Below are 26,004 nucleotides of genomic sequence, written 5' to 3'. Positions count from 1 at the left end.
GGTTGCTCCACAAGATCGCTGAAGAGTCCGAGCAAGGCATCCTCGTAACGGCAGACTGGCGGGCCCGTCCCTCAAAGGCGGCAACCGGGCCTCAGCCTGTTAACGTCAAAACGCCTTAGAACTTGCGATGGTTGGAGATAATAACAGGCCTTTGACGGAGGAAGGCGATCGCCGGCTGCTTGAACTGCGAGACAGCGGGAGGTCTACACTATCGATATCCGCGGCTATGAGACGATCGGCCTCTCCAATTAGAAATCGCCTGTGTATCGTCCGAGCCCGGGCAGCCCGGGCGAAATCCACTTCAAGCCATATTGAGAGATGATGCGAAGCTCGTCGTTCGAACCCTGCATCCCGACCCGCGCCACCAAGGTCCCGACCTCCAAGAATTGGCTTCATGAGGTGAAGCACGACGGCTACCGGCTAATCGTGCACCGCGAGGGCAAGCGCGTGCGCCTGTTCACTCGGAACGGTTTCGACTGGAGCGACAAATATCCGCTGATCACCGAGGCCGCGCTGCGCATTAGGTCAACGTCCTTCGTCCTGGACGGCGAGGCTGTGCTGCTCGGCGTTGACGGGATCTCCGACTTCGACGGCCTGCACAGCCGCAAGCACAATGACGAGGTGCAGTTCTATGCCTTCGATATGCTGGTGAGCGACGCCGAGGATATCCGCAAGCTACCGCTCACTATGCGTAAGACCAACCTCGCCCGGCTGCTGGCGCGGCGTGTGGACGGCATCTTCATCTCCGACTTCGAACACGGCGAGATCGGGCCCGAGCTATTCCGACACGCCTGCCTGATGGGCCTAGAGGGTTTGGTTTCCAAGCTCGACGACCGGCCGTACCGGCCCGGCAGGTCACCCAATTGGGTGAAGATCAAAAACCCCGCCTCTCCGGCCATGCTGCGGGCCAATGATGCGTTTTCCTGATGAGCGAACAACCTCCGCGCGGGCTGCCACCGTCCCAAGCGGTAGGCTACTGACCGGGTTGTGATTTGCGCGGCATGCTCGTGTGCCCATTAATGGGCAGAACTCTGGCAGCCAGGTTGCAAGGGCATCATGACCTCCCGAAAGTCTGTTAACGTCGCTGATGTTATCGCCAGGGAAGCGCTCCGCGCCCCGACTGAACGGCGTCGCTTCATACATGTCGCCCCCCTAGACAAGCCCCTTTTGAAGGAGGCTGAGCGTCGCTGGAAAGATGCCCGCAGTGCACTGCTTGGTTTAGAGCGCAAAGAGCCTACGAGCAAAGCGCGACGTTAAGAAGCCCGCTGTCTCGCTCGGACTAATACCAAGTTTCCACGAAACTCACTTTCCGCCAATGAACTCCGCTGTTAGGCTTTCGGTGGCGCTCATCAAAACGCCGCCGGGAGCGCTTTGGAATGACCCCGTCCGAGCGCTAGCCCCCCGGACGGGGTTTTCATTTGTCCTAATCCGCCGTGTTCTCTGTGCCGTTTGGAATCGGTTTACCAGCGTGGCGTAAGGATGCCGCATGAGCAAACCCAGAGACGACGATCCTTCAATGGCGGAGATACTGCGCCGCATCAGGGCGCACTACGCTGAGGAAGAGCGCCTTCAAGAACAAGGCGGGGTGGCTCGCACGCTCCACATCGAGCTCCCAAACTAAATTTGATTTCTCAAGGCTGAACGTCAATTTTTTAGCCCGCAGCCAGTCGCATTTCCTACTCGAAGTCCGCCAAACGAGCCTGAATTGGATCACGGGCATGAACATCTTCAGGAAGATCTTACTGAATCTCAGAATTGCGTGGCGGGCTCGCACATTCAAGCAGGTGCGTGAGATGGGCATGACGGTGGATGAGGCCGGCGCATATGCTGACTATGAACATCCTCTGACCCCGGCTGAAGCAGCATATGAGCGCGAGATGGGCCGAAAGAACGAGATTCCAAAACCGAGTCAGAGGCGTCAGGACCTTCCGGCATAGCGTCACAACGGTTTTGCACGGCGATATTCCCGCCTCACTCGCCGCGCAGATGCGCCTCAATTAGCAAAAAGCCGCCACCGGGGTTGAGATCGGTGACGGCTTTCAGATTGCGACCCCTCGCTCGAAAGGTCCGGACCCAATCTGACAATCCCGGGTTAATGGGACCTTACCGAAAAGCCCGCCGGGGTGTCCGCGGGGCTACAGAATAATGGCGTCGATATCTTCAGCGCTCAGCGTATGCGTCTCCTGGTCCACCACCCTGGACCGCGCCTGCCGTTATATCGCGCCAACATAGGCCAGCACGATCAAAATTGCCGCCCCTGCCGTTAAGATAATCCCGTCGGCTGTTACGCGTCGCTTCGCAGAAGTGGTCATGACTGAATCCTCCACGGGACCGCATTGTCTGACTTTTAACGCGTCGAGCACTGTGTGCTATTTCACACATCGGGAAAAAATGGTTAACTTTGCTGCCCAGCCGCTCACCCGTGACGGTCGGCGGCCGCCACTTAAAGCAGGTTCATCGATTATGAGTTTCGAGAGAATGTCTGACGCTAGCATCGCACGTTATTACGAGAGCATACGCGAACAAGCCGACGCCGATCGAAAGCATAAGGAGCATTTCACGGCTAGCCCGAGCGTCCGGGAACGGGCGGATAAGCTACGTCAAGAAATGATCAAGCGGCGAATGCAGCACTCGCCCATCAACTGGCCATCCTGATTTCGATTAATGTCAGATAAGGGCAAATGATAACGCAGCGGGCGCCATACAAAACGCGCCGCTGGACGGAAGCCGAGCTGGCCGCACTGCGGTCAATGGCTCAGGCCGGAAAGGACGCCCGCAGCATCGGCAAAGAGCTTCGCAGATCTTTTATGGGCGTCCAAGCCAAGGCGAAGAAACTGAACCTTGTCTTGCCACGCATGAGGGCGTGATTGTGGGCCCCTTTCGGGAAAATGACATCATGATCGCGACGATAGCCGGCTTGTTAGCCTGGATGATCACACTTGCTATACGTACCGCTTTTGGCGGCTGACCCCACCCACGACAATTCTGTAGGTCAATGAAATCCAGGCCCCGACGGATTGATAATTTGCCGTAGGTGCTGCGCCGCGCTTCAATAGCGTATGCCTGAACCTACCCGCCGCCCAAACCCCGAACGCTCCGACTGCTGGCGGTGACGTTCAGGTCGGCACGATCGGTCCAGTCGGGACTGCCAACACACGCCAGGCAATGGCGCTGGGACATCGGCTTCTACCCAGCATCACACCGCGGGCATAACCGCTCCGGCTATGCGGCGAGTTTGATGAGGCGCGGGCGGGCTTCGAGGCTGCCTGGAAAGACTATCTCCCGAAATGCACGGAAGCCGATTTCAACGAGTATCGGCGCCAACGCGCATGGACAGCTTGGAAATTCGCCATGCACGAGGCTGGCCTCCCGCTGCCGAGGCAATCAACCAGTGGACAGGCACGGTGTTCTTTGGCGTCACGATCGATATGGCGGTAACCGACCGTCACGTTCACGATGCACATATGGATTCGCAGCACGCATGAAGCTCAGCACCGACCGCCGCTATTCCGATCCTGAAAAGGCCGCGCGCAAGCTGCTGGATATCGCCAACGCGATCGCGCCGGTGGACGGAACAATTTACATCGAGAAGATAAACGCGCCGATGCTGTACCAGGAGCGCGCCACTGCGGCCGAATACAAAGCCAGGCTTGATCTGGCGATATCGCGCGGTTGGCTGTTGCTGCACGACGGCACCTACGTGAAGTTCACGCCGGCCGGCGCCGAGCTATTCGCCTGAGCGCAAGCCTGACGTGTCTTTCGCGCCTCACGCGTGGCGTTATGGTCCTCGCGAATGAATCCGTTCAACTGGCGGAATCGATTCACAGTCAGAACGATCAGGCCGGCATACAACGCGGCTGTTAGTGCGAGGAACAATGCACAAGTCATCGTCACCACGAGGCTCTCATGAGCCTGCTTCTATAGCGGCGGCGACGAGAAATCTCTGCTCGCACAAAAAAGCCAAAAGCAAAGCCCATCGTGAAGATCGCGACAATGATTTCAATCGCCTCCAAAAATTAGTCCTCCACCTAGTCGAACGCAACGTAAGCGGCTAATGCTGCCAATTTCCAAATGCCAAGCATCAGCACCTTGCTGAGCACGTACAGCCACCCGGCCATGACAGCGACGACGGCGATGGTATAACCTGCAATAATGATGCCACCCCGCACGTGTCGTTGGCTACTCGGCGGACGAATGACGACGAGAGCGTTTGCGCTATCAGTGGAAGTCATGACGCTTGCCTGTGCCGGGAAAACGCGGCAACTCGGCGCCAGCCGACAAGGTTGCACTCTTCAGAAAAAATAGCTCGCGCGTTGACGCAACATAGCCGCAATTCAAAACCGCAAACCGCGCCTCATGCCACCAGACCTGCGGCCCGCAGCGTCATTAGGAAGAACGTGCCCGACATCAGGCTCCAGAAGCCCGCGAGCACGGTCTCCATCACGACCGCGAAGGGGCGGCGCTCGATCTTGGTGCCGCGTAACGTTTTGCGCATGATGATGAAAGGTGCGGCAAAAACCAGCAACGGAACCGCGGCAAACGTCTTCGGCGCCACGCCATCCAAGAGCAGTTCGAAACCGGCGGATCGCGCCGCCATGGCCTGGTAGCCGCTGGCCAACGCGCCTGCGAGCGCAAAACCGATGCAAATGGAGAACAGAAGATTCAACGCATCGGAAGACATGGAAGATGAGTTCCCTCGGAATTCCCTAGCGGCAAGGCCCCAGCCGGGGCTTGACCCGGCCCCATTCCATATCGCGCCCTGACTAGTGGAAGCGCGACGCTCAGAACTCATCATTCGATATGGCCCGTCGTATGTCCTAATTCGGAAGTGGGAGTGTCATATTCAGGACGGCAAGAGGACAACCTCCGCCGAAAAGCCGAAGCTGAGCAGGTGGCAAACCGGTTCAATTCGAATAATTAGCAGTAACGCCGGGCACCATTCCATCTGCTGGGCAAATACTCCAGATGAGGCCAGTTACTTCTTGCCGAGTGGTTGCTCCGGCGATCCAGGTCCTGATCCGGGTGCGCCGATGGGAAGTCCATTTGCTGAGTGACCAACGCCTACGCCAGGCGCACTGACAGCTCCAGGAGCGGCCTTCGTATTGTTTCCCGTAACCGCCTTGTTTTGCTCTGCAGCCACAGCGTTTTGCGTCGGGTTTTGAGGATTGGTTATCCGGGCCGCGTTAGTGTTCGAATTGGTTTGCGTTGAACCGGGTCCGTTCGGCTGTGTGTTTGTGGACGTCGCGGCGCCCGTCTGGCCGTTCTGGTTCGCGGAACTGGCGGCGGGCGCGCCGGGAGTGAAGTAGTTCGTGCTTTGGTTCGGTGTGGCCTGCGTCGCGCTCGGATTGGAAGGCCCCGACGTGGAATTACCTGTCGCGGCTGTTCCAGACGCAGAACTGCCGCTGGATCCGCCGCTACTACCGGAACTGGCGGCTCCTGCGGCGCCCCCACCACCGCCGCCTTGGGCTAGAGCGTGAGACGTCATGATGACAAGAAAAGCGACAACAACTTTGAGTCTTCGTGGCAGCATGGATCTCTCCGATGGTTCAGAAAGACAAATGCCTCCACAACGATATGTTCCGTGTCAGTCAGCAGCGCGGGACGAGGGATCGTGCACTTTGCAGATTTTCTATTGCTCCACTTGTTTGAAGTCGAGGCGAACCATAGCGATCCAAAATCTCCCGAGCGCGAGGCAGAGCCGCACGGGAACCATTGAGAGTAGATGCAAGTCTCAGTAGTTGTCCGGCCTTGAGTTTTGGCCCGAAGTGGTTTGCTCTCTCTCAAAGATGTTTCGGTTCGGGGGAAATCGCTTTGAAAGATGGTCTTTTGGTCAGTTTAGCGCTTTGGGGCATGATCGGCTGTGCCGCGCAGATTGGAACCCGCCTATTGCTCTGAATGTTCGAGCCGTATGACCTGACCGTCACTCCCTCTCCGATGCAGCCTTATTGCGATGCGGCCTCAAATGGCGAAGGCGGGCGATTACGCCACTCTCGGGCCGCTGCAGGCGGATCGCCATTTGCTTGGTGGAGTAGTGCGCTGCAATCATCTGCAAGAGCAGCTTATGCTCCTCCGCGTTCCATTGCCTGGTACTGTTTTTTGCCATGGTAGCGGTTTAACGCTGGCTTGGTCCAAGGTGACGCTCGATCCCGAGCGGCACGCTGCGGATTTTTTTCACCGACACGGCCGTTCAATCAGGGATCCGATTTGCTCAGCCGTTACCTGCCGGCTCGGCAAAAGACAGTGCGAGCCGCAAAAATTCTTCGCGGTCGAATTCAACTTCACCGAATGCACCACGCAAGATCAGCGGACAGGTCGCGGCTGCCTTGAAGGCTGCTTCATTGATCAGCTTGTATTCGCGGCCGTGCAGATTCATCGGAAGGCCGGATAACGCTTGCAGTCGGTAGCTGATAGCGACCAGATCACCGGTGCTTACTTCCCTGGAAAGTGCATCGATGATTGAAACCGTGGCGTTCTCGAATCCACGGGGGCCATCCTCAGCCGCGCTGTTGGCGCGCATCAGAAGATCGGCGCAAACTTCTCGTACTGGCTCGCCCATATCAGGTTCCTGCGAATCGGGATCACTCACGATGACACAATGAAGGTGGCCGAAATCCGATGATTGAGGGCTTGTCCCACCTATTCACAGGGTACGGCCACGAGCGCTGCTTGATGCGGAATCCTGCCATTATCATCGAACGCCGCGGTTGAGCCTTGGTGCGCTTCCGGCGCGGCGCTGGAGTAAGCCAATGAAAGAGTTGAGGTACTCCGAACTAGTCGGGAAAGATCAACCGGGCTGCGGTAACTTGCGGAGGCCGTTGGCAATCCGCCATTGCCGGTCGGTTGGAATGGGCGGCCTCAGGACAGTCGGTCCCCCGGCCCTGGGGCCGCCTATCCAAAAGGGCCGCCAACTGAGGCAGTCGATCGGCTGGGACCACGGCTCGCTCACCCCCCGGAATATCACCCAACGCCCGTCGCCGGCGGCGACCATAAGGCGCTGAAGAATGGGCTCGCGCCGGGGCCAGGAATGATCGATGATCCGATCGCCAACCAGGAACGACCAAGGATCTTCGATCTTGAGCTGAACGCCCTTCAGAGTGGTGTCAGCGAATCGGAGCACAGGGAGAAACCGGGGCAGTGACAATCAGACCGCCTTAATCGACGTCGGGAGTTAGGGGCCCCGATCCGCCCGACGGGACGGATGATGGGGCGAACCATCAACCGTCCGCGCAGGAAAGCCGCCAGTAACACCGAGGGACAGTGTGAAATTCAAGTTAGCGATACTGACTGCGCTAACAAGGCGCCCGGACGGCCGCGCGTCTCTTGATGACCTCAGGGACGATGTCGAGGCGCTCACTGCCGACGAAGACCAATCGGAAGAGATTGCCTCCGCGCTCGATGACATCGACATTTTTCAGTCGGGGCTGGTGACACCGGAAGGCGACGGATTACGAATTACCGACGCAGGCCGATCTGCGTTGAAAGCCCTGGAAGCCTCGAACGGGCCCTCATTCGACCTTCGCGCACCGTCCCCTCCTCCTTCACTAATGATGATTGATCATCTCATTGGCACCGAGGAGCGTCTGAAAATCTTCGATCTCGATCCGCGGGTGGATAAAATCGATGTCGACCCCGATAGAGTGGAAGAAACCGGAAATGCCGAGGATATGCCTTCGGTAAATACAATTCCTGCCGCAGCTCGGGAAGCGAGCGGCCATTTGCCGCTTCAAAGTATTGCCCAGCCCAAAGCTCCGCAAGTTGGTGCCACCGATCCAAAGAACAGTCATCCAGTCCCGGTTCCCCAGGAAGTACCGCGCCGGCCGGACGCACCCGTCTTCTCGGCGCGAAACCTTGTTGCTGAGGCCAAGACGCCAGCGCTCGCGCCGCCTCGCCGAAACTGGATCAACAAGTCAATTGCTGCCAGATTTCAGCAAGCTCAGGCGATCTGGCAGCGTCATCTCGAGCGCGACGGATCCACCGCAAAGCCGGTACGAGGGACCGGAAATGTCGGAGGCGGAGCCATTGCGCTCCTCACCCTGCTCGTGCTCGTGATGTGCGCTGGAGGAGTGATCGCCCTCACCCAGATCAGATCCCTGAAATCGGAAATCGCAACCCTCCAGCGCGAACTCTCGCCTCTCAGGGAACGCGCAGCCAAGGCGGAGCTTCTGGAAAAAGCAAAGCAGAAAGCTGATCAGCAAACGGAATCCCAAAACAAATCCGCTTCTGAAAGCAAGGCCGGGGCTGCTCCTCGAACCGAGCAAGCTGCGCTCTATCTGACACCAGAAGAAATTCGACTGATCCGGGATTTTATCAAGCCCGCGCCGGCTGCGGGCCCCCGCGCGCCTCCGATCAATACTGGCGATACGGTCAGCATCGCAACAATCCCGCTGCCGTCTCAGCTTATGGAGAAGATTCCGAAATTGATCGGAGCCAGATTTACGACCCGCAATGGATCGATCATCATTTTGCGGCGCGATAGCCGGCAGGCCGACCTTGTCTTGCCACCTAGCTAGCTATGCTGCGATCAAACTATGCTGCGATCACAGGTGCACGGCCGGAAGCGCCGGACCGCCTTGATAAAAGCAAGGCAATCGGCTGCTGGTTATTGTAGTGGGATGACCGGACCCGTGAAGAACAGCTCTAGCGAGCGGGCGCCGGCGGCCGCGACGTCGGTGACGGTTTTGGCTTTTCGGCCCTCGGCTGCGCTGTGGCCTGTGGCGACGATAGTGTCGGCACCGGCTGGCGCACCGCGGGAGCTGCTGGCCGCGGCGAGGGAGGCGGCCGTGGCGGGGTCGCGGCTATTCTGGGCGGCGCATTCTGCTCGGAAGCCCGGGAAATGATGCTGGTCAATTGTTCCTGGATTCCCTTGATTTGCCCGGCCACGCTTGCATTGTCGCGCACCGCTTGCTCCTGGCTTGCCTTGAGTTCGGAAAGCTGGGCAACAGCCCGGGTCAGTTGTTCCTGGCTCGCCCTGAATTGCTCGCTGAGCTTCGCATTGTCGCGGGCCACTAGTTCACCACCGGCCTTGACCTGCTCGATTTCTTTTCCCATGCTCGCAAGATCGCGCGACATCGACTGTAGCAACGGCGTCAACTCGGGCGGCAGGGCAGCGGCGGTCGGCGCGGTCTGGATGACCAGCGGCGCAGGTTGTGAAGCAGCTGTCTTCGCGACATCGCCGGACGACCCCAACCACGTGGCAAGGCCTACGCCGATACCGCCTGCCAGCAGGATGCCGGCGATACCACGTAACGCCCAACCGCCTGGCGAAACCCGGTTATCCGAGACAGCCGGGCGAAACGCGTTGATGCTCTTGGTCTGCGGATCCGCCCGGGGGCCTGGGACTTCGTGCGACAGCCTGGAAGCCAGTTGATTTCCTGCATCCGCTGGAGCGCTACCTGGGAATTGTTCAGCGAGTGATTGACGAGCTATGTCGGGGATTTCGTTCCTGGCGCCGCGGACGACGTGGGCTTCGTGTATCTCCTTTAGTGAAATCCCAAGTTCGCGAGGCGGTGCTTTTCCAAAATGCTCCATTGGAATTTCGGTGACCCGCCGAACATTGTCAGGAGCCTTCGTAACCCGTTCGCCAGTCTGCGCTTCGGCTTCGAGCTCCTCGTCAAAGTAGGTAGGGGGCGAGGCAGGCTCGCGCAGTATTTCCGCTAGGGTTTTATGTAGCACCTCAAGTTTATCTGTACTCATTTTTTGACCCTCAGCCACAACTCGACCACGCGGCGGATAGTCTCGATGCGACCAGGCAGATCGTCCTGTTGGCGGCGCCAGTTGTCAATACTACGCACACTGGCTCGTCATCTGCCCGCGAATGGCCTTGCTATCGGCGCTCCGGGAGCGGGTATCGGATCTCCAGAGCAACCAATCGGCGGGAATAAGACCCCACCAAAATGCCCGCCCATTGCGGTGAGCACTTTTTCTTGTACATCCTAAAGGGCGTGAGGAACTTGCTGACGCCAAGTCGTTCCGATACCCTGCCGCTAACCAAGCAACGCTAGGTTGGGGGTTACTTTGAGACGACTAGCTATGCTTCTCGCGGCAATCTGTGGCCTGATTATCCTGTGGCTCACGCTAGCCGCACACACCCGACCGCATATTTTCCCCTACCCTGGTTTCGACCGATTGATTGCTTTTGCGATGCTAAGCTTCCTCTCAGCCTTCGCATTCCCAAAGCATCTTCCGACCGTTTTGCTCTTATCGATCGTAGCAGCGATTGGTTCTGAAATGCTTCAATTTCTACGTCCCACGCGCGATCCGCGCATCATTGACGGAATAATGAAGGTCATCGGGGCCAGCGCCGGCGTCGGCTGTTTCGCTTTGGCGAAGCTGCCGTTCAAACGACGGCCGGCCTAAGTCCAGGACGTAGCGCGCATGTTCGATCACGACACGCACGAGCTAATATTGCGAGCTTTGGCACCTCGTAGAAAGACGGAATACCTGCCCATTTGGACGCGGGCCGACTTTGAATCACGGTTGCCATCAGGGGGTTACTCGCGCGAGGGCTGAGCCAATAATCCTCGCTGCTTGCGGTAACCAAGATCAGCCTTTAGTCTACACGATATGACAGAACCTCCTCGGCCGGCAAACCCTACGGAGGATGTGCTCGCCGCTATTCAGGGAGTGATTGACACTCCCCGCCTACCATTTCCCGATAGAGGGTTACGCCGACCAGCGGAACTGGGTGGGCTCGAGGCTCGCATAGCAAGGCTTGAGGCAATTCTCGAATTTCAGCGGGACATTGCGGACATAAAGGCCGAGCTGCAAAGCATGAGGGCCAAAGCGCGATCAAGCTTCTGGCTAATTCTTGTGGCACTCATTGTCGCCGTACTCGGATTAGCAGGACTTTTGGCAACTGGGTTTCATTGGCTCTAGTCGCCCGCCGGCAGATCCGGCGGGTTATCTTTCGGGTCTCAGCTGGGTGGCGCGATACAGCGAATTTCCAAAGTCCCGGAGGGCAACCTCTTCCATGCCAGCCGACACCGCTAAGCCCATCTTCGGGCGGCTTCTTGGGCAGCGAACAACCCGGGCAGGAAATGCCGGCCCGAACCAAGTATTACAAGGCAAAATGCAATGGATTTAGTTAAGCGCGCCGCTAGAAGGCTGTCAAACCCTGCATCGCGGCACGATCTGGCGAGCCTAGACTCGCCGTAAATTTGCGAGCTCGCTCAGGTTTGCCGGATTGTCCGGGGATTACCCCAAAAGGCCTACTATGGGATCGAATATTTTTGTTAATGAATAGACCCGATGTGTTTGCTTTCGACTGACGGCTTCGGCGGTCCTTCTGGAGGCGCGCATCGTTTTCTGGAGCGGGAGTTCTGTTATGCGTCGCTCGCCGTCGATCGTGCCGACAGAAGCGGATCAGGACGTTTACCTGGTACTGGACGATTTCGGCGACCGTTTAAGCCGAGCCTGGCGCGAGACCGACGAAGAGGGTACGCGTCGCGAGACGCTGATCCGAGACCTCATGAATGCCGAATGTGGCCATCCAGCGCGCATCGTCGCCTTCAATACCGCCGAGGGTTGGTCGCGGGACGTGACCATGGATATCGCCGACGAGCTGCGCCGGCGATTTGTTGAGTACGATCAAGTGCTGCGCTCTGTGCAGGAGTTCTTGGAGATGGCTGTCCGGCGCTAATTTGGATCCGCAATCCCGACAAATCCGGGGAGCTGGGGTTGAAGGTCAAAAAATGAGTACGGATAAACTTCACGAGCTGGATAGAGTTCTTTCGGAGATACTCCGCGAGACACCACTAATTTCGACTCGTAGTGAGCCTCCGCCGGCAACTTCCCCTGACCAACCGAACGAACAGGAGCGCGCGGTTCAAGCCCCGGTAGTTGACGCAATACCCGATGCTGCAGATGCGCTGAGACGGGCGGAACAAGCAAAGTCATTGCTGGCAGGACTTGGCCTCGACACCGCGATCCGCCTCCGCTGGGCGATGCGTGATATCAGAAGCAAGCGAACGAAATTGACGCCTGTCAGCGAAAATGACCTAGCGGCGCTCATGGATCTGGATTTCGTCGAGATGCGAGAAGGAATAGTGAGGCTCACCAGTTTAGGCGTCCTCACGCTCGATTGAGCGCCCTCACCTGCCGGTCGACGGGAAGAGGAAATAAATGGACCTGCTGTCGTCGATCGACTTGCCGCATTGGCTAATGATCGTGGGAGCCGCTATAATCGCGATGGGCTCGCTTGGGCTTGTGTTTAGACGGAGCACGCAAGCCGTCGGTGATCCCGATCCAGTACCAACTGCTTCGCGCCCCGAGGCCAGCAAATGACCGTGCAAAATCTCTGACATCCTAATTCGGACGCTCTTGAGAATTTCGCTCGGATAGTGGGAACCAGGGCAATGTTGCCCGGTGCAGGGAGGGAGAAGCCGATGAAGTATATGTGTGAGTATACAATCCGAACGACAGGTCTTTCCTTTGATCAAAACATTGCGGGGGGTGAGGCGCTTCTAACCGCGTTCAGTAAGTGGAAGCCTGAAGAGGAAAAGGGACTGACGATCCACGCCTTTGTTTCAGACCTCGCCGGAAGGAGCGGATACATTTTGGCTGAGACCAATGATCCGAAGGCAATCACCGCCTTCGCTGCGAAATACAACTATTGGAATGACGTCAAGATTACTCCTGTAATGGATGTTGGCGAGGTGGTTCCGATATCAGCGAGTGCGCTTGATTGGGCGCGTAAAGCATCAAAGGGTTGATCGACGGCCGCTTTAGTCCATTGCAGCGCCCCGATCAGGAGTAGTCGGGGCGCTTTAAATGATCAGCCAACACCCATACGCATTACCGCACGCCGCCCCAAGGGCTTCAAGCACTTGCCGGCGCCTCCCAGGCGCGGTTGGATGGGCCGTTATCGCGAGAAATAAATGGGGATGCAAAAGCGGGGTATTGCGGCTGGCGGGCTTGTGAGTGCGGGGCTCGCGCTGAGCGTGTCGATCGCGGCCGCCGCCGAGATAAAATCCATTGATCTCAGGGACGATCGCGTCGAAATTTCCATCTCCGGCAGTATTTCGCCCGGTGACGCTGACTTACTGAAGGCGCGCATCAAGCAGGCGAATGATGCGGGAAAACTGGTGACCTCGCTGCGGTTGAACTCTGATGGCGGCAACTTGCTAGAAGCTGTCCGGATAGCAGACGCGGTCAGGTTTGCAAAAATCTCCACAAATGTAGGGCGGAGCGCAACGTGCGCATCAGCTTGCTTTCTTATTTTCGCGGCAGGTGAAGCAAAATACGCCAACAATAGCGCCCGGATCGGAGTGCACGGCGCCTCCGATAAGGATGTCCGGTCTTCGAGAGCTGCGACCACGTCGATGGCAGAAATTGCGAAGGCATTGGATGTTCCCTCGCCGATCATTCGCCGCATGGTGAACACGCCGCCCGGCGAAGTGGAATGGCTTAGTCTTGCAGATCTTCGATCGATGGGAGCGGATGTCAGTCGCGGCGAGCTGGAGCGATAAAAGGAGCCAGGTGAGACCCCTTTTTTGCACGACGCGCCTATTCTTTGGCCTTAGTTTCGGCGGCCATGCTAGTCCTTGATACGGACGATGGATTCCCGAGATGCGGCATGCATGTCGATCCTTGCCCCACATTATCATCCCGTGCTGCCTGCGCGCGGGAAACAGGATCGGGAACTCGCGATGCGACTTCAATGGGTCGTGCCCGCCCCGACTGGCCTGCCGCTGCCCACGCAATCGATGGGCGCGCTGTTTCACAAGGCACCAGTCCGGCCGAATACTGTGCCGGAATGGCCTACGCGATTGAGAACGGTTGGCTGTGGCGACACGAATCCGGGACTTTCGTGAGGTTCACCCAGGCCGGTGCCGAACTGTTTGCCTGAAGGCTGTGAATAAGCCGCGGCGCTTAGTTCTTCTTAACGGTGATCATTTATCGGTTTTAGATGCTCTATTGGGATCAGCTCTGGGCTTGGAGTTCGCGCGCGAAGTTTAGCAGCGTCGCGATAGCTGTCTTGTTTGGCTCGTCTCCGCTTTACGCCGGTCCCGGAACGGCGGAGCGCGGAACGGCCGAGCAGGCAACTTCGAGCACCCTGGATATCAGTGGAACGCCGGCAGTGGTTCATTCCGAAAAAATTTCCACCATCCGAGCAATTATTGAGCGGGAGGTAGCAAACACCAAACTGCCGGCAGATGTCGCCGAAGCCGTCGTTTACGTAGAAAGCGGATACAACTCGAACGTTATAGGCAGCGTCGGCGAGATCGGCCTCATGCAGGTCCGACCGGAGACCGCAGCCATGCTCGGGTTTCGGGGAACCACTACTGAACTCGCAAACCCGGCAGTTAACATCCATTACGGCGTGATCTATCTAAGTCGGGCATGGCGTCTCGCAGACGGCGATCTTTGCCGGGCACTAATGAAATACCGCGCCGGTCATGGCGAAGAGACAATGACTCCGCGTTCCAAGGTCTATTGCAATCGCGCTCGCAATCGGCTTCTCGCGATGAACTCAGCGTTCGCATCGCCGGGTGCCGTCACGGCGATTGCGCCGGTAAATGCACCTGCAGACGTAACGCGGAAAATGGAGCCAAAATCGAAGGCGCTGCCAATAAGGCCAAAGGACATCTACGCCAGTTACCGGCAGGGAACACCAGCTGCGAGTCGCGCCTATTGGGCTGCCCACGAGGCCAGAATCCGAAACATCAAGGCTCGGCTTGAATCTAAATGGAAACACGTCGCGTCACGGTGACAGACTTGCCGTAACAGATGAACTTGCTCGGCAATGGCACCCAGCTTGACAACGGGAAAATTGCTCATCTGATCTCGGTGGCGCCGACTGGCGCTCCTGTTGATGCCCCGCGCGCGAGGACACAGCTCTGGCGATGCCAACAGCCATCTCGGTAGAGCGGAGCACAAGAGGCGGTGGCTAGTCCGCCCAACAACCGCACCGGCTTCTGATTTATCAGCCAATGTACTCCAAAGCAGCTCGGAACGATCAACCGAGTTGCGGTAATTTGGTTCGCCGTTGGTGGCTTTTTCGGCGTTGCCCGCGTTGTAACGGGCGGCCCCAGCGCAGCCTTCCGGCCCCTGCTGGGGCCGCTTTCCTAAAAGGAGCGGGATGCCTGAAGTCAAACAAATCGCGCCTTAGACAAGGGCCTCTTGAAGGAGGGTCGGCTCGAGAAGGGCTCTCCGAGTTGTAGAAACCGCCTTTCTCTGATCAAAGCGTAAGGCTGCTTCATTGCAACGGCGGCGCGCCCGTGGATTTCTGTGGACAGCCGACCTCGTCTTCAACTTTATGGCCGATGCAAGTCTTGTTGCCTAATTACGCCTCGAAAACGGTGCTCCCTACGCTACCCGTTTGTGGAGGCGGGCGTCATGGAGCTATTTCGAGCTCAAAAGATTGCCACTGCTCAGGATCGATCAAACCATGATTGCCGCTTCTGCGCAGAAAGGCTCACTCTCCTGAAAACGATCATGGAATCTGCAAGCGGAGATGTCATTCATATGCTTGAATGCAAGCAGTGCGGAGAGCGCATTTGGACCGACTAGCCTTCAGGCACGCACGGGCACTTAGCCCCAACGACCAGAGTGAGGCCGTCCGCCGATTGGTTGAGATCGGGCTTGCCGGGGGAGCACCAAGGGACAGACTTATTGACGAGAGAGCATCAAAGGTGACCGATGCCATGGCTCGCGACTTAATGGCCGGACTGAACGCGAAGGGGAAATAGCGACGCCACAACCTCAGTCCTTTACAGGAGACTATCGATGGTTTCGGTTGATCATTTTGCTTATGAATTGCGCTCGCAGTTGCGAACTGCCGCCGCTCAAGGCGCCACTAGCATTGTGATCGCGTCAGGCGAACTGTGCCAATCCGTCAGAATGGGCAGTGCCTCGATGGACGCTTGCTGTGAGGCAATGCAGCAAGAGGTTCGACCTGGCGATACTGTTTTGCGGGGAAAAGAGATTGGTGTCGGAATGAGCGTTCGCTACCAGTTGCCGCGATCCTAATCGAATTAAAGTGGTCCGATCGCCGACGGGGGCCAACATCCCTGCAGCGTAACCATGGGTGTTCGAAGTAAAAATACCGCCGATTTGTAGATCTTGGGACTGAACGTAAAAAATGATCAGCTGGCGATTTGCTGTTCCGGCCGTTCTAGGCGCCGCTGCCGTAGCTGCGTGGATCACCTACGTCGTTCTTCCAATCCCGCCAAAGCTTATCGAAGCAAATCAACAAATGCCACCGGCGTCTAAATCGACAAGTCGTCAGGTTTCGGCGTCATCGAGCGTTCAGACACCCAGCACAGAAGACGATGTGACCGCCTATCAACGAGCCGCCGAGGCTATCCTGAAGCGAGCGCAGAATGCGAAGGCGTCGGCTGACGAGCCTCCACTGGTCGCCGGCCGTATCCCGCTGCCAAAGCGGCGCCCGCTCCCGCGACCGTGATCTGAGGGCTACTTCCACGATCGAAAGGCGTCGAGTGCGTGAGCGACAAGGATGCCGACGCTGAGAATTACCAAAAATGCTGCAAAAGCCTCGAACATGAGCCATCCTACAAGATTGCTTGAGTAAGCAACTCTGCAGGCCGCACAGTCAAAATGATTCGCTTGTAGCGCGGACGTTCTCGGCATCACTGATGATTCCGAGCAACGGTCGGCCAGATCGGCTCAACAAGCGAGTTCCGTTGTGACATCGCTGAGACGTTCGGCAATTGTCCCCGTCCGGGCCCATACCAGCGAATTCGTCGGGCGTCATAATCCGTGCGGCAGCTTCGTTTTAGAGCGCACAAATAGCCGATGATGCCCCGCCGTGAACCGCGGCAGAGAATTCGACCTGCTGACCCACCCCCCGTCCCTTTTTGATTTTGAGGTGGCGATCTTTGGGTCTCACCAGCACTGCGCTCTTGCCGAGGTCTTTTCGTACCCCGAAGTCGTGGTTAGCCAAAAACTCCACACCCATTGATCGGCTCGAAATCTGGCGGCCTCATTCGCTAACCGACCCTTAGGTTTTCCGCGGATGTCTTGCCGCGGTTTTCGGTTTCCTCGTAGCTCACTTTCGCACCCTCGTTGAGGCTGCTTAACCCGGCCCGCTCGACAGCCGAGATGTGCACGAAGACATCCTTGCCGCCGTTGTCCGGCTGAATGAATCCATAACCCTCGTTCGAGTTAAACCACTTCACAGTACCCGTAGCCACGTCCGCACTCCCTTCTGAAGCGATGGCGACAAACCTGGATTGGTTGTGGCGCGCATTGCAAGAAACTATGCAACCGCCGAAGGTCGCCATCCGGTCCCGCGCCCGACGACATCGGCCGCGCCGGTTTACGACAACCAGCCTCATCGGCGTAAACACCTGCAACGGCACCGGCATTGCAGCAGCGGCTTCCGTCGGCTGTTCGTTAGCCGCGGTCACTTGGATCGGGCTTTCGACCGAAGCGAGAAACGCTCGACCGGCATCGGTGATTTGCCAGCCCGCATCATCGCGCAGGACAAATGATTGACTAAATATTTCGAGGTCTGGGGCGCGCGCAGCAAGGCGTTTTGTTCGGTCGGTCCAGTCTGGTCCGCTGGACATTAGAATGGCCACCGCGCGCCTGAGCTCGGCGAGTGAGGCGCGTCCGCCCGGATGACCGGCTAATACCTTCAATACTGTGATTTGAAAACTCGCCACACGCCCGGAGACGCAACGGAAGTTTCGTACGCAAAAGCAATCCTTTCTCGCGCACTCCGCTAAGGTCTGCCGAATTTTGAACATACACCCGACAGCCGAACACATTTGAGGTTGGTGTGCTAAGTGCGCAACACCGGTAGTATTACCAAGTTTTCCCGAATCGTCTTTTCCGCAAGGGAACCGGCTGTTAGGCTTCTGATCCTCGGCGCTCTCGCGGAGCGCTGGGTTTTATAGATCACGACTCCATCAACCCTAAAACGCCGGTGGCGTTTGGGCGGTGCAGCAGATGATCCGCGATGATCGGGAAATCAACCGTTACTTTGAAGTCGGCCTGCTTGCTGCCGCCTTCGCTGGGGTTGCCATGATGGTATATTGGGCGTTGACCTAAGGCATCTCAGTTGTCGGCCTTCCGGTTCCGGGCTCGTACCTTCGTCGGACTGCTCAAGCTGACTCTCCAACCGCCATAGTGCTGGGTCGTTTGCCTAGCTGCGGAGAAGACCGCGCCTCAATTGGGCCATGCCCCCTCACCCGCCGCCCCCACCCCGAACGTCTCACAGTTCTGTGGCGCCGCGATCAATGACGCAGGCGATCACCGGCACATTACCCGCAGCTTGCGTGAAATTCGCGCGTCGTCCCTATGCAGTTTGTGCCACAACCAACTTGCTGGCTCTGTACTTCCGGATCGTCTTTTCCCCAACGGACCTAGCTGATAGCCTTTGTTGCATGGCGCTGTCGCAGAGTGCCTGGGTTTGATCGATGATGCGCTAGCACTCAATGAAGAGATCGCAGCATGCCCGAGTTCGAACGATTGTGGACAATCATTCCAATCAGTGAAGACCGTGCAGAAGGTGCCACTGAAATTTGGGTGCGCTATGATCTAGGGGCGCGCGCAACAATGCACCATAAGTTGAATCGTTTGACCGCCGAGGGACGTATCAAGCGAATATCCCGCCCAATGCCGAGCGGTGGCGAGGTGCATTTATATTATCGAGCACCAACGCCGGACGGTTCTTCATCGCCCTGATAGTCGCCGTGCACCAACGGCCTGCCTACCGATCCCCAAGATCGGTATTGGACCGGATGCCAGTCGGTGTAATCGTACACGCCCGACCAACGGTGCACGACCGTGTCGCAGCCGAGACATGCAAAACTGTCCTGCGAAACATTAAACTTGCGCTGTTGAACCGGGCGGAAAGTCGCGCCACATTCTGGACAGGCAAAGATGATTTAGGTGCCGTCAACCAGGGACCCATGGTGACGTAAATCCTGTTCGTTTCCTCGCTGCTCGGCTTTGCGGCGGCAGCCTGGGGCTACTGGGTGTCCGAGTTCTCCTGAGCGGGAGATTAAGGTCGGGACGAAACGGCGGAGCCTCGGCTACCGTGAGCGTGCGGTATTTAGTGACGTCGCCGCCCCGGATGGAGTGACCAGTTGTCTTTGCTGGTGGACTTTCTAACCGCAGTTTGTCTTGGGGCCGGCGTCGCATTGTTATGGCTAAATGTCCGGCAAATACGGCCACATATCGCTGTAACGAACGAGGACGACACACATCAGCCGTCGCCAGCCGAGGTGGCCGATCGAGGCTGCGCAAAGCCACGCTAACCCGTCGCAAGAAAGCTGAAGCGAACAGGAATTACCGCTGCAAACATAGGGGATCGGCGATGCGGGCACCTTGCCGCTTATTCCCGGAACACTACCAAGTTTTCCCAAATCGACTTTTCTGCCATCTGACCGACTGGCAGCCTTGTGACCGGCGCTCCCGGAGAGAGATTTTTGCCTAACCCGCTTGCCGTACAATTTGATTGTCACTAGGTTGAATGAAGTTGCGCGGTGAGTTTGCGTCATGCGTAGACCTGATCAGTCCCCCTCAATAGTACCGCGGGAAGCCAACCAGGACACGTATCTGGTATTGGACGACTTTGGCGGGCGACTGGGCCACGCTTGGCGGGAGACCAACGAAGAGGACGCCGACCGCGAGACGCTGATCCGGGACCTGATGACGGAGCAGTACAGCCTTCCGGCGCGCATAGTCGCCTTCAATACCGCAGAGGGCTGGTCTCGCGATGTGACGAGGGATATCGCCGACGAGCTCCGAAGGAGATTGGCTGAGTACGACGAGGTACCGGCTTCCGTGCAGGCGTTTCTGAAATCCGCCAGCGGGGCGAGCTGAGCCAGATTAGGCCCGCCTTTTGCCTGTTCCCTGGGGAACAGCGCTCCACTCGCCGATGGGCAATTGTCTCGTCACCGAGGCGATGGTGCCTGCGGAGAGCAACCGGAGAATGAACATGAAATGCGCAACAACCTCGATCGAAGTGACCAGAACGGCTGAGCTGTCTGATGAGCAGCTCGAAACAGTAGCCGGTGGAGCGTTCGAAGTAGTTAGGGTGGTCGCAATTCGCGCGGACGGTACCAACATGCAGATGTGGACCACATCCGTTACCAGGAAATAAGCATTGGCGAAAACATAGGCCGCCTCATTTGGCGGCTTCTTTTTCCATGCGGGCTACGATCCAGTTGTCGGGACCTGTTGCCGCGCGGCGGTCGGCGGCGAATTGACTGGGAAGAATTGGGTTCGTTCTGCCAAAAATTCTTGCTCATGATTTTTTGATAGTTCGACAAACAATTGCGCGTATTGCCCGATCACGGCGCGCAATAGCGCGAGCTCCGTACCTGGCAAGTTTCGCTGTCTCGGGCAAAGCCCGCCGGATGGCTTCTGCAAGGCGTCCGGGACCAGGTGGCGGCATGGTACTTGAAGGATCCAACAGCTCCTGCCAATTTGGTGAAAAAAACATTTTTCTGACGTCGTCAGGATTTCGGCTAGGACGTTCGATGTAGCCGAACACATACACACGCTCGATCCAAGCGACCCTCGTCATTTTTAGCGTTGCCAATTCCAACTCCGCATCCGCGGCCTCGCGCGCATGCTCGATGATGAGTGGATCAGATGAACCTTGCGCGAACATCTGCGAAAGCACCTCCATTTCCGGAGTTGTTTCCAGCGGCCGGGTTGCGGCCAGTCCGTGCTTGCGCGCATTGTCTCGCGATCGCTGTTTGCCGAGGGTTGTGATTGGTCCTTTGCTTTTTCTTCCGTTCCGCCGATTGGCAGCAATTTGCGCGGGCGTGGCCATTATGCGGTGCCCCTTTGATCGAGGGATCCCCCATCGCCATCTATCGCACGCTGGGTGGCGGCGCGCACCCGGTAGGCTAAGTCGTCGGCGCGGCGTTTGAAAATCTTGTTAATTGCCTTATCGCGGCGATCCTCCCACATCGCCATTTCCCTTCCCAGACGCTCCAGATCGGCGCCATTGAGCTTGATCGCCAGCGCCTCGATCGCCAGTTCATTAAGGCTGTATTTCTTCAATAGCGCAGCAAGTTCAGCTTTGACTTTTTCGGAAGTAAACCACCGATCAGCCAATATCTGGGCTTCGATCTCTTGATGCGTTCTCAGCTCCCAAACAAGCAACTGCACAATCGCTTTGCGAAACGACATGTTGATGATGCTGGGTCGGCTGCATCGGACTCGCCTGATGTGCCAAGCGCCTTCAGCAGCATCGCGGATGTTGAGTTCGTCAAATATGTCCTTGGGATCTAGTTCTTCCATCAAATGAGCAACAAAATCGTCGTAGTCTTTCTGGCTTTCCGTCAGGAGCACTGGCGGAGATCTCAATACAAATAGTTTTTCGAATTCTTCGTTCATGGGACATTCCCTTTCTGCGCTGCGAAACTGGATGTGCTGTCGGACATTAAGTCTCGACACATTTCCCGGATACGCCTCTGGGAACAACGCTAAGTGAGAAGACTGACTGTAGCGTCGTGACCATGATCCAATGACAGTCGTTAACGGCTAGTTAGAGCCGCCGCACTTCGACCGACTGTCAGCGCGTAACGCCAGTTATCCACAGCGCAATGGAGGCGCCGGCATTTGTAATTCCGCGTCCCGATGCTGGATAAGCTGAGCAGCGGTGTGGGGAGTTATCGTAGCCGATCGAACTAGTTGAACAAGACTCAACGCTGCGCGGATGCCGCGCTCGGAGTCTTCGAAAAGATTAGGCAACTAAATTCTCAGCGAAAATTGGGTTCGTTTCTGCAAGTTACGCACGCGAGTTACGACAGGGCGGCGTATTATTTCGCGGGACGCACAAATTGGCCGTTCAACACCATAGCGGAGCCGGTCTTCATTTTTGTGCGCTATGCAGTCGGCCGCCTAACCCCCTTGCTTGTTCTCAGGGGCATTCTTTTCATCAACTGATTTGCAAAGTTCAACCACATGTCCGGTGCAATCGCCGGCCGTGCTCGAAAAGGACAAGATCGGTCGACACGCGCAGCGCGCTGTTCGCATTCGTGCGTCCGCCTGGCCCACGCTGCGAGCCAGTACGCTGCCGAGCAGCGTCACCAACCGTTACGTGACTTCGGCGATCAAAATCGCAAACAAGGATTTTGCGATCGTGCTCATGAGTGAGTTCAGGAGAACGTCGAGATCACGCATCGAACTCCTCTTATGCCAAAGTCTTCTTCTGAATTCGCTTGTTAACGCTGCGTGCCGACGGCCTCTTCATCTCCGACTTCGAACGCGGCGAGATCGGGCCCGAACTCTTCTGGCACGCCTGCCTGATGGACTCGAGGGCCTGGTGTCCAAGTTGGACGATGGACCGTACCGGCCCGGCCGATCACAACGGCCCCAGCGTCTGGGGCGCCTGTTTGTGCCCGATCGGCACATACCGGCGGACTTCGTTGGCAATGATCGGCGCGGGACCGAAGCTCGGTCCGCCAGCCCCTCCTCAACCTCAGTCGTGAACGAAACTCTTTGCCCGAGATCGCGAAGCCTTCCTAAAGCAAAGCCGTCTTACCTTTTGGCTTCTAACACCCATAAGGGAGAGCAAAATGCGTACTCATTTTCGGCGCTATTGTAATCGCGGTCGCCGCTGCGGGGTTTCACACTTTGATCTCATCCGCACTTGCTGAAGCTCGGGGAAGTCCATTGCTCAATGACCCCGCGAGAAACTCCTCTTTAGTCAGTCCAAATCGGTCGGAACGATTTAGCTACTGCCAAAGCACGTAACTCATCGGTCTCCAGAGCGATCTTCTGTGCGAGCATTACGTCGCCAGGAACCAGCGGTTCGTTGGGCACGAAACACCACCCAAATTTCGGGTGACCGTATTGGTCAAGTTCGTAAATATTGGCCGCTGTCCGGTAACTTATGCGATATCGCTTGCGGCTTTGACAGCCCGTGACTTCAAACATTCATGCTTTTCGAACTGAGCAAGTTGTTCAGCCGACAGCCACTCGCGCAGTAACTTAATGCCCCGCCTCTCCGCTCGGAGCGGAACAGTTCGCGATAGTAATTTCTCAACAATCGCCACCGGCCAACGCACGCCTTTAGAAACTGAAAAATCATCCCGAACATGGGACTAGCCGCCGACTAGCCGCGGGAAGAATAGAGTTTTCTCGGCCGCAGGGTCGAACCTGCCGGTTACCACCGGTTCTCCCGAGAAATTTCTCGTTGCCACTGTAAAGCCGCCCGTTAGCTGCTTAAAGCGCTCTTCCGCTTCCTGCAGCGCCTGCGGGTTGTTCGCATCAAAGTCGTGGCGAATATCGCCACAGTGGTCCATCACGACTTGGGTTGCCATGCAAACGCTCCTCGGGCTCGCATCAATGAACGAAACTGCAATGGTTGAATTTCTGAGAAGTTCCTATCAGTACAAGAATGATCGCCGTTTTTGATACGCTGAGGATCCGGTGGTCAATCAGTGATCACGTCGGTCGCTTTCGGCAGCGATAATTCTATTCAGATCTCCAGGGGTCCGGATCGGTCCGGCCGGAGAAGCAATCGCCCCCGAGGCAGCCAAAATTGGTCAGGCATTCGCCTCCCTGACGACTAATTGCCGCCTTTTTCCCAAAGCCACCCTGCTTTAGTTGTTGGGGGGCGGCATCATGGAAATTTTTCGAGCTGACAGGGTTTTCACTGCTAAGGACCGATCAAACCATGACTGCCGCTTCTGCGCAGGACGGCTCACTCTCCTAAAAACGATCATGGAATCTGCAAGCGGAGCTGTCATTCATATGTTTGAATGCAAGCAGTGCGGAGAACGCATTTGGACCGACTAGGCGGCGGGCACGTTCGGGCCACAAGCGCCTGATTCAGGCGAAGCCAATAGCGGCAGAAGGTTGCAAGCTCGTCAGAACGGTCAAGGGGACCAGGCTTCGGGCTGGCAATTGCGCGACGGCGCCTTGGTAGTCGCCGCACTCGCTTTAAGATGAGTGAACTCGGAGCCGCTCGATGCCCGGAGCCGGCCGGGCAGACAGGGATCGTTGTCGAGGTAGCCATAGCAACACGGGCGTTACCGTGTTGCTCAGCGGAGCCAACAGACCAACGGCCTTGCACAGGGATTTTATCGCCCCAATCTAGCGGTAACGCATCGGGCATTGACGGACTATCCGACGCCGCTATCGCGCGCGCCTTATCGCTTGCGCTACTTCCTGAAGAGCCGCGCGACCCGCCGGGTGGTCAGAGACCAGATCTCGATGGCCGGAGGGTGTTCCTAGAATAGTTCGGCTTCCCGCTTCGCCGCCTCCGTTGCAGCTAGATCGTAGCGCCCTAGTGCCACCACGCTCAGCAGCTCATTCATGGGCGCTTTCGCGCGCGCCCAGGTTGCGATACGATGCCCTCGGCTTGTTGAGCTAAGGCCCAAGGCTAAAAATGATCAGCTGGCGATTTGCTGTTCCGACCGTTCTAGGCGCAGCTGCCCTTGCAGCCTGGATCACCTACGGCGTTTTCCCGATCTCGCCACCGCTCATCGAAGAAAATCGCCGAATGCTGACTGTGTCTGAAGGGACAGGTAGTCAGGATATAGCGTCTGAAGATGAGATGTTCGCCTACCAACGAGCGGCGGCGGCCATCCTAAAGCGCAATCCGAATGCGAAAGCGTCGGCCGACGAGCTTCCACTGATCACCGGTCGTATCCCGCTGCCAAAGCCGCGCCCCCTCCCGCGACCCTGAGGGCTATTTCCACGATCGATAGGCATCCAGCGCGTGAGCGACAAGAATGCCGACGCTGAGAATTACCAAAAATAATGCAACAGCCTCGAGCATGGGCGATCCTAGGACAACTCAAGTAAGCAACGCCGCGAGCTGCACAGTCAAATGAATCGTTTGTCATGCGTTGTTCTCGGCACGATTGAGGATTCTAAGCAACTGTGGACCCGCTTCCAGCATTATCCGGCCGTAGCGCTGCAGATCTCGGGCCGCTCTAACTAGCCGCGCAATGCATCGGTGGTCGTGAGACCAGATCTCGATGGCCGGATTGTTTTCAAGATACTGCCGGACCTCCCGCTCGGCGGTTTGCGAGTCGGTATCGGCGAGCAGCGCCACCCCGCTTAGGTCGACCGCGCAGGCAATGAACTTCCTCATGGCTTTGTCCAACGAAAAGCCCGGCGAGATGCCGGGCGGAACGCAAGTATTACACAGCTAAAGAGCAATGGCTCAAATTAAGCCCGCCGCTCCTGGCCGTCTGTTCACTTTTAAACGTTGCGCGTCAGGCTCCTTATCGCTTGCTCGCCCGCTCTGGTTGGAAAACTCCCGGCTTGTAGAGATCGGATCTGGGGCTGAAGGCAAAAATCGAAATAATGGGCCAGTGGTCTTTCAAAGAGCAACGCCGTTTGCTGCGAATGGCTCCGGCGACACTAAGTGAGAACACTCACTGTAGCGTCTTGACGATGCTGCAGGTGACAGCTGTTAACGGCTAGTTGGAGCCCCCTTCCATCGACTATCGGTGCGTAACGCCAGTTATCCACATTGCAATGCGGGTTCTACGAAATACCGCAACGACCGCAAGCACAGGCACTACTTGCGCTTAGAATGCCTGGATTTGCGAAAACGAACCCCCGCCCCGGCGCCGTTCTCTTCTAGAAACTCGATTCCGGCGGATTCGAGCGCCTGCTGTAATCTCAACCGAGCCTCCTCGGAGACGTTTGGTCCAAAGCCGCCCTCGACGCGCTTTACCGTCGGTAGGGACAAGCTCGCTCGTGAAGCGAGCTCTGCCTGAGACCACCCCAAAAGTGCGCGAGCCGCTCGAAGTTGTTCTACAGCCGTCAAAGAATCTCCTTGATCCCTTTTGGATCATTCGCTATGATCCTTTTTGGATCAGGTTTGCCAGTACCAATTTCTTGGTCGGGACGTTACGCGAATTAAAGGAGGACGTAATGCTGGGAAGAGCGGGTCAAATCGAGAAATCTGTGGACCGTCGCGCGTTCATCGGCGGCTCCGATGCCCGGATCATTATGGGCGACGACGAGGCCGCCCTACTCCGGCTGTGGCGCGAAAAGCGGGGTGAGGCCGAATCCGAAGATCTCTCGAACAACCTGATCGTCCAGCTCGGCACC

General features: G+C 57.3%; 24 protein-coding genes and 1 pseudogene. 15 read left to right on the top strand and 10 right to left on the bottom strand.

Annotation, left to right across the window (positions count from 1 at the left end; genetic code table 11):
* Positions 1-318 precede the first annotated feature (318 nt).
* From JQ575_RS40850 to JQ575_RS40840, 3 genes are all read left to right on the top strand, one after another.
* A complete protein-coding gene (locus tag JQ575_RS40850) occupies positions 319-927 on the top strand; it encodes an RNA ligase family protein (RefSeq protein WP_312016115.1) in 609 nt (202 codons plus the stop codon).
* Positions 928-1,718: 791 nt separating this feature from the next.
* Positions 1,719-1,937: a hypothetical protein gene (locus JQ575_RS40845; protein ID WP_212038816.1), complete on the top strand. Its 219-nt coding sequence runs from the start codon at positions 1,719-1,721 to the stop codon at positions 1,935-1,937.
* A gap of 1,544 nt (positions 1,938-3,481) precedes the next feature.
* Positions 3,482-3,739 (top strand): hypothetical protein, encoded by a 258-nt coding sequence (locus tag JQ575_RS40840; RefSeq protein ID WP_212038815.1) that lies wholly within the window; start codon positions 3,482-3,484, stop codon positions 3,737-3,739.
* A 289-nt stretch (positions 3,740-4,028) separates the two neighbouring features.
* Here the strand turns inward: JQ575_RS40840 and JQ575_RS40835 are convergent, their stop codons facing one another.
* The 3 genes from JQ575_RS40835 to JQ575_RS40825 all read right to left on the bottom strand — a co-directional run bounded on the left by JQ575_RS40835 (position 4,029) and on the right by JQ575_RS40825 (position 6,556).
* Positions 4,029-4,232 (bottom strand): hypothetical protein, encoded by a 204-nt coding sequence (locus tag JQ575_RS40835; protein WP_212038814.1) that lies wholly within the window; start codon positions 4,230-4,232, stop codon positions 4,029-4,031.
* A gap of 122 nt (positions 4,233-4,354) precedes the next feature.
* Positions 4,355-4,681: a DUF6949 family protein gene (locus JQ575_RS40830; protein WP_212038813.1), complete on the bottom strand. Its 327-nt coding sequence runs from the start codon at positions 4,679-4,681 to the stop codon at positions 4,355-4,357.
* 1,527 nt (positions 4,682-6,208) lie between these two features.
* Positions 6,209-6,556 carry a hypothetical protein gene (locus tag JQ575_RS40825; protein WP_212038812.1) on the bottom strand — a complete coding sequence of 116 codons (348 nt, stop codon included), beginning with the start codon at positions 6,554-6,556 and terminating at the stop codon, positions 6,209-6,211.
* A gap of 703 nt (positions 6,557-7,259) precedes the next feature.
* On the opposite strand from JQ575_RS40825, the gene JQ575_RS40820 reads away from it, so the two are divergent.
* Positions 7,260-8,510 (top strand): hypothetical protein, encoded by a 1,251-nt coding sequence (locus JQ575_RS40820; protein ID WP_212038811.1) that lies wholly within the window; start codon positions 7,260-7,262, stop codon positions 8,508-8,510.
* A 127-nt stretch (positions 8,511-8,637) separates the two neighbouring features.
* Here the strand turns inward: JQ575_RS40820 and JQ575_RS40815 are convergent, their stop codons facing one another.
* Positions 8,638-9,711, bottom strand: a complete 1,074-nt coding sequence (locus JQ575_RS40815) for a hypothetical protein (protein ID WP_212038810.1) — start codon at positions 9,709-9,711, stop codon at positions 8,638-8,640.
* 318 nt (positions 9,712-10,029) lie between these two features.
* On the opposite strand from JQ575_RS40815, the gene JQ575_RS40810 reads away from it, so the two are divergent.
* The 7 genes from JQ575_RS40810 to JQ575_RS40780 all read left to right on the top strand — a co-directional run bounded on the left by JQ575_RS40810 (position 10,030) and on the right by JQ575_RS40780 (position 15,969).
* Positions 10,030-10,356, top strand: coding sequence for a VanZ family protein (locus JQ575_RS40810; RefSeq protein WP_212038809.1), 327 nt, complete (start codon positions 10,030-10,032; stop codon positions 10,354-10,356).
* 967 nt (positions 10,357-11,323) lie between these two features.
* Positions 11,324-11,638 (top strand): hypothetical protein, encoded by a 315-nt coding sequence (locus tag JQ575_RS40805; protein WP_212038808.1) that lies wholly within the window; start codon positions 11,324-11,326, stop codon positions 11,636-11,638.
* 52 nt (positions 11,639-11,690) lie between these two features.
* On the top strand, positions 11,691-12,083 hold the full coding sequence (locus tag JQ575_RS40800) for a hypothetical protein (protein ID WP_212038807.1): 393 nt from the start codon (positions 11,691-11,693) through the stop codon (positions 12,081-12,083).
* Between the two features lie 300 nt (positions 12,084-12,383).
* Positions 12,384-12,710: a DUF3303 domain-containing protein gene (locus JQ575_RS40795; protein WP_212038806.1), complete on the top strand. Its 327-nt coding sequence runs from the start codon at positions 12,384-12,386 to the stop codon at positions 12,708-12,710.
* A gap of 165 nt (positions 12,711-12,875) precedes the next feature.
* Complete coding sequence (locus tag JQ575_RS40790; protein WP_212038805.1) at positions 12,876-13,466, top strand: ATP-dependent Clp protease proteolytic subunit; 591 nt, start codon at positions 12,876-12,878, stop codon at positions 13,464-13,466.
* 440 nt (positions 13,467-13,906) lie between these two features.
* The gene (locus JQ575_RS40785; RefSeq protein ID WP_212038804.1) at positions 13,907-14,710 is read left to right on the top strand and encodes a lytic transglycosylase domain-containing protein; all 804 of its coding nucleotides are present in this window, start codon (positions 13,907-13,909) and stop codon (positions 14,708-14,710) included.
* Positions 14,711-15,726: 1,016 nt separating this feature from the next.
* Positions 15,727-15,969: a hypothetical protein gene (locus JQ575_RS40780; protein ID WP_212038803.1), complete on the top strand. Its 243-nt coding sequence runs from the start codon at positions 15,727-15,729 to the stop codon at positions 15,967-15,969.
* A 980-nt stretch (positions 15,970-16,949) separates the two neighbouring features.
* Here JQ575_RS40780 and JQ575_RS40775 read toward each other — a convergent pair.
* On the bottom strand, positions 16,950-17,153 hold the full coding sequence (locus JQ575_RS40775; protein ID WP_212038818.1) for a cold-shock protein: 204 nt from the start codon (positions 17,151-17,153) through the stop codon (positions 16,950-16,952).
* Between the two features lie 1,264 nt (positions 17,154-18,417).
* On the opposite strand from JQ575_RS40775, the gene JQ575_RS40770 reads away from it, so the two are divergent.
* A complete protein-coding gene (locus JQ575_RS40770) occupies positions 18,418-18,651 on the top strand; it encodes a hypothetical protein (protein ID WP_212038802.1) in 234 nt (77 codons plus the stop codon).
* Positions 18,652-19,467: 816 nt separating this feature from the next.
* On the top strand, positions 19,468-19,794 hold the full coding sequence (locus JQ575_RS40765; protein WP_212038801.1) for a hypothetical protein: 327 nt from the start codon (positions 19,468-19,470) through the stop codon (positions 19,792-19,794).
* 424 nt (positions 19,795-20,218) lie between these two features.
* Here JQ575_RS40765 and JQ575_RS40760 read toward each other — a convergent pair whose 3' ends face one another.
* The 3 genes from JQ575_RS40760 to JQ575_RS40750 form a co-directional block, all read right to left on the bottom strand.
* Positions 20,219-20,752 carry a hypothetical protein gene (locus tag JQ575_RS40760; protein ID WP_212038800.1) on the bottom strand — a complete coding sequence of 178 codons (534 nt, stop codon included), beginning with the start codon at positions 20,750-20,752 and terminating at the stop codon, positions 20,219-20,221.
* A complete protein-coding gene (locus JQ575_RS40755; protein WP_212038799.1) occupies positions 20,752-21,321 on the bottom strand; it encodes a hypothetical protein in 570 nt (189 codons plus the stop codon). Before JQ575_RS40755 ends, JQ575_RS40760 begins: the two co-directional genes overlap by 1 nt.
* Before the next feature lie 1,712 nt (positions 21,322-23,033).
* Positions 23,034-23,252: a hypothetical protein gene (locus tag JQ575_RS40750; RefSeq protein ID WP_192735907.1), complete on the bottom strand. Its 219-nt coding sequence runs from the start codon at positions 23,250-23,252 to the stop codon at positions 23,034-23,036.
* A gap of 1,070 nt (positions 23,253-24,322) precedes the next feature.
* On the opposite strand from JQ575_RS40750, the gene JQ575_RS40745 reads away from it, so the two are divergent.
* Complete coding sequence (locus JQ575_RS40745) at positions 24,323-24,622, top strand: hypothetical protein (RefSeq protein WP_212038798.1); 300 nt, start codon at positions 24,323-24,325, stop codon at positions 24,620-24,622.
* A gap of 156 nt (positions 24,623-24,778) precedes the next feature.
* Here JQ575_RS40745 and JQ575_RS40740 read toward each other — a convergent pair whose 3' ends face one another.
* Both JQ575_RS40740 and JQ575_RS40735 read right to left on the bottom strand, forming a co-directional pair.
* Complete coding sequence (locus JQ575_RS40740; protein ID WP_212038797.1) at positions 24,779-25,033, bottom strand: hypothetical protein; 255 nt, start codon at positions 25,031-25,033, stop codon at positions 24,779-24,781.
* 432 nt (positions 25,034-25,465) lie between these two features.
* The gene (locus JQ575_RS40735) at positions 25,466-25,678 is read right to left on the bottom strand and encodes a transcriptional regulator (protein WP_312016114.1); all 213 of its coding nucleotides are present in this window, start codon (positions 25,676-25,678) and stop codon (positions 25,466-25,468) included.
* Here JQ575_RS40735 and JQ575_RS45310 point away from each other — a divergent pair.
* A pseudogene (locus tag JQ575_RS45310) lies at positions 25,648-26,004 on the top strand (hypothetical protein); the annotation flags it as partial. The gene JQ575_RS40735 and the pseudogene JQ575_RS45310 overlap by 31 nt on opposite strands.

The sequence above is a fragment of the Bradyrhizobium sp. JYMT SZCCT0428 genome, assembly GCF_018131075.1.
Classification (GTDB): domain Bacteria; phylum Pseudomonadota; class Alphaproteobacteria; order Rhizobiales; family Xanthobacteraceae; genus Bradyrhizobium.
The sequence above is the reverse complement of the archived record's forward strand: the minus strand, read 5'-3'. Positions and strand labels throughout refer to the sequence as shown.